General features: G+C 41.2%; 5 protein-coding genes. 3 read left to right on the forward strand and 2 right to left on the reverse strand.

The features are described 5' to 3' along the window. Positions 1-1001 precede the first annotated feature (1001 nt). Positions 1002-1187: a hypothetical protein gene (locus ACVBIK_RS20570; RefSeq protein ID WP_447170415.1), complete on the reverse strand. Its 186-nt coding sequence runs from the start codon at positions 1185-1187 to the stop codon at positions 1002-1004. A 402-nt stretch (positions 1188-1589) separates the two neighbouring features. On the opposite strand from ACVBIK_RS20570, the gene ACVBIK_RS20575 reads away from it, so the two are divergent. The 3 genes from ACVBIK_RS20575 to ACVBIK_RS20585 all read left to right on the forward strand — a co-directional run bounded on the left by ACVBIK_RS20575 (position 1590) and on the right by ACVBIK_RS20585 (position 2420). After that, positions 1590-1907, forward strand: coding sequence for a helix-turn-helix domain-containing protein (locus ACVBIK_RS20575; protein WP_447170419.1), 318 nt, complete (start codon positions 1590-1592; stop codon positions 1905-1907). Further along, positions 1892-2002 carry a hypothetical protein gene (locus ACVBIK_RS20580; protein ID WP_447170416.1) on the forward strand — a complete coding sequence of 37 codons (111 nt, stop codon included), beginning with the start codon at positions 1892-1894 and terminating at the stop codon, positions 2000-2002. Before ACVBIK_RS20575 ends, ACVBIK_RS20580 begins: the two co-directional genes overlap by 16 nt. Positions 2003-2102: 100 nt before the next feature. After that, on the forward strand, positions 2103-2420 hold the full coding sequence (locus ACVBIK_RS20585; RefSeq protein WP_447170417.1) for a transposase: 318 nt from the start codon (positions 2103-2105) through the stop codon (positions 2418-2420). 63 nt (positions 2421-2483) lie between these two features. Here the strand turns inward: ACVBIK_RS20585 and ACVBIK_RS20590 are convergent. After that, positions 2484-3302: IS256 family transposase (locus ACVBIK_RS20590; protein WP_447170418.1), on the reverse strand; the 819-nt coding region annotated here is incomplete at its 5' end.

Genomic DNA, 3302 nt, shown 5'->3' on the forward strand with positions numbered 1-3302 from the left:
TCTACACTCTCCAGTGGCGGCGTCAAGCGCTTATTTTAAGAAGTTTTTCAAGCGATGATTTCTTATACACTCTCGTGTTAACAACCATCATTCGAAGCTCTTAAAGCGTTTGTCACCTGAATCAAATCTCCTAGGAGTTTTAACTCTCTAACACTGCTGCAAGTCCCGTTCTATCTAGCATAACGCTGGGTAGGTGGCCTGCTGTGCCGTGTCAGTGGATGCGCATTATAGGGAGTTTTCAGATCAGCGCAAGCGCTTTTTCAAAGAAAAATACATTTAAATCTTATACCTTTAGCAAGCACAGCTAAGCCACAACTTGCCCACAGAGTTATACACAGCACCCTCAAAAAACCATACAATTAACTACTCTAAAAAGCTCTATCAATTTAAATCACGATCTAATGCGCCCTAGAGTTCATTTACTTATTTACGCGTCACCCCAGTGCATTCAACACAGTTAAACAGCTTCCTCGCAACCAGTAACCAGTAACCAGTAACCCAATTTAATAGCTATACAGCCAATAGAATATGTACACTAATCCAAGTTATCAGCCAAGGATCACTTACAACCTTACAATGCCTAACTTAACGCTTATGGACAATAAGCTGTCACCTAATACTACTCTCACACATAACCAACACCCTCTGTAATAAAATGCAACAGCAAAAGATCCCTGTTACCAATCATTGAAGAGTTGCGATCTAATGTTGATACTCCCGCCATTACCTTTTTGAAAAACCACAGCGCTTAATAAACTTTGGCTTTATCTAGAACAGAAAAACAGCCACGTAAACGGATCAGATCACTAATACCTAACTGGAAAATTAACTGGTCAGTAGTGGCATAATTACCCAATCCCTAAAATGAAATTTTGTCACTCGCTCTGAACTCTCAGTAAAAGTATTCAAAGCTTCACAAACGCTATCAACAATGTCGTCATAATTTTTGAAAACTCTATTAGCAAGGCTGTGTTGCCACATTCCGCTCATCCTTGTTCAATTTAATTAAGCTCTGGTGAATAGGACGGTAATTTGATGATGCTGACATTCGTGAATTGATCTGCAATGCCGTCTGCATGCCAACCGCCACCATCCATGATCATTACAGCATGCCTATCGATGCCAGTTACTTCGGAGATCTGTATTAAGTGGAGGATTATTGCTTCTTTGCTTGTCCATGGAACCACAATTACTTGGCCTATACCTCTGCTGGGAAATACGGAGCCAAGAAAGGTATGTATATTCGAAATGCTGCTGGCGTACAACCCTTGTCCTGGTACCTTTTCTAGCACAAATCTTAGCTGTTGTGTTTTGTTGCCAGCATCTTGCTTCATCCTGAAACAAGATATCGATGCGATCTAAAGGGAGGTATTTCGGGATCTTAAGGATCGTTTTAATTTGGAATTTTTCTAAACTCTCCTTGAGCCTCTATTGATTGCTTTGGGTACTTAGAACTTGAGGTTATACCAATCAGTAATGAGTTGTGATCTAATATAAGCACCATTCTTAATCAGTATTTTCATTTGAAAACTTATAGCGCAGAAGAGACCTTAGCTTTATCTAGAGCTGACCAAAAACTGCGTAAACGAATGCGACGACTCACAGTAGCACTCTTTATGGAGGGAAATAGCAGAACAGAGGTTGCCCTAAGACTTAGAGTTGTCCGTGCTTGCGTTAATGCTTGGGTCGCCAAATATCTTGCTAATGGCGTAAAAGGACTCGATGCCAAAAAGAATAAAGGTCGCGATAGCTATTTGACCGCGGCTCAAAAGCAGCAACTTAATGGCTATATAGAAGAGCAATGCATAAGCTCCTCTGGCGGCAGGACGCGATCCACAAATTTATCCAGCAGAACTTTAATGTGGATTACCATCCTAATGCGATTTAGAAGTTGCTGGAACAATTAGGTTTTAGCTGGATAACAAGTCGCTCAAAACATCCTAAACAATCAATTGAAGTCCAAGCAGCTTTTAAAAAAGTTCCAACTGGAAAAGATCCTTAGCATCCCTGGTAGTGTTGCACTTGAGCGAGTCTAGCTATTTGTAAAAGGAATGGTTTCAAAATAAGGCTCGCTTTGGACAGTAGTACACGACTACACGTTTATGGACGAAAAGAGGCACACGACCAAGAGCCTTACGTCAGCAACAGTTGAATATGCTGACTTCTTCGGTGCAGTCTACCCCCAAACGGGTGAGACAGAAGCGATTATTGTTCCTTACTTGAGTAAAGACATCATGCGTCAGCATCTATCTCAGATAGCAGAAAGAACGAAATCCGGCAGGCATGCTGTAGTGGTAACAGATGGAGCGGGCTGGCATACCAATGATATTGCAGATGAGTTTACCAATCACAGCATTATAAAATTACCACCATATTTACCAGAACTAAATCCTATAGAACAGGTATGGAGTTGGTTATGACAGCATCATCTGCCCAATCGAAGCTTTCAAGGAGGGTGTAACAGATTCTGTGTAACTGCAGTTTTAGTTAATATGTTTCACAAGTCTGTCTTCAAACTCAATAATAAATCTGCTCATTGCAGCACGCCAGTTTTGAATGGGCATTGTCCATTTTTGACTGGCTTCTTTTATTGCAAGGTATACCATTTTCTTAGCTGAGTCATCATTAGGAAAGACCTTACGCTTCTTCAATGCTCGCCTAATCACGCTATTTAACGACTCAATTGCATTTGTTGTGTAGATAGCCTTGCATATGTCCTCAGGATAATTGAAGAACGTATTTAGGTTATGCCAATGGTTACGCCATGACTTACTAATTTGAGGGTACTGACTGTCCCAGGTATCACTGAACCGGTCGAGTTCGAGTAATGCTTCCTCTTCTGTGGCCGAACGGTAGATGCTCTTAAGCCCGCTCGTCACAGCTTTATAGTCTTTCCACGATACATATTTTAATGAGTTTCTGATCATATGGACAATACAGAGCTGAACATGCGTATCAGGGTAGACAGTATTGATGGCTTCAGGGAAGCCTTTTAAACCATCTACACAAGCGATAAGAATATCTTCAACGCCACGCTGTTGCAGCTCTGTCAGTACGCCTAACCAAAACTTAGCGCCTTCATTTTCAGCTATCCAAAGCCCCATTAACTCCTTATGGCCATCAAGGTTAATGCCCAGAGCAAGGAAAATAGACTTGCTGATAACTCGTTTATCTTGGCGGATTTTAATGACGATACAATCTAAATAAACAACGGGATAAATAGCATCTAGAGGACGGCTTTGCCATTCAACCACCTGCTCGATAACTGCATTGGTAACGCGTGAAACTAATGTTGGTGAAAT

Source organism: Shewanella sp. 125m-1 (assembly GCF_052977065.1).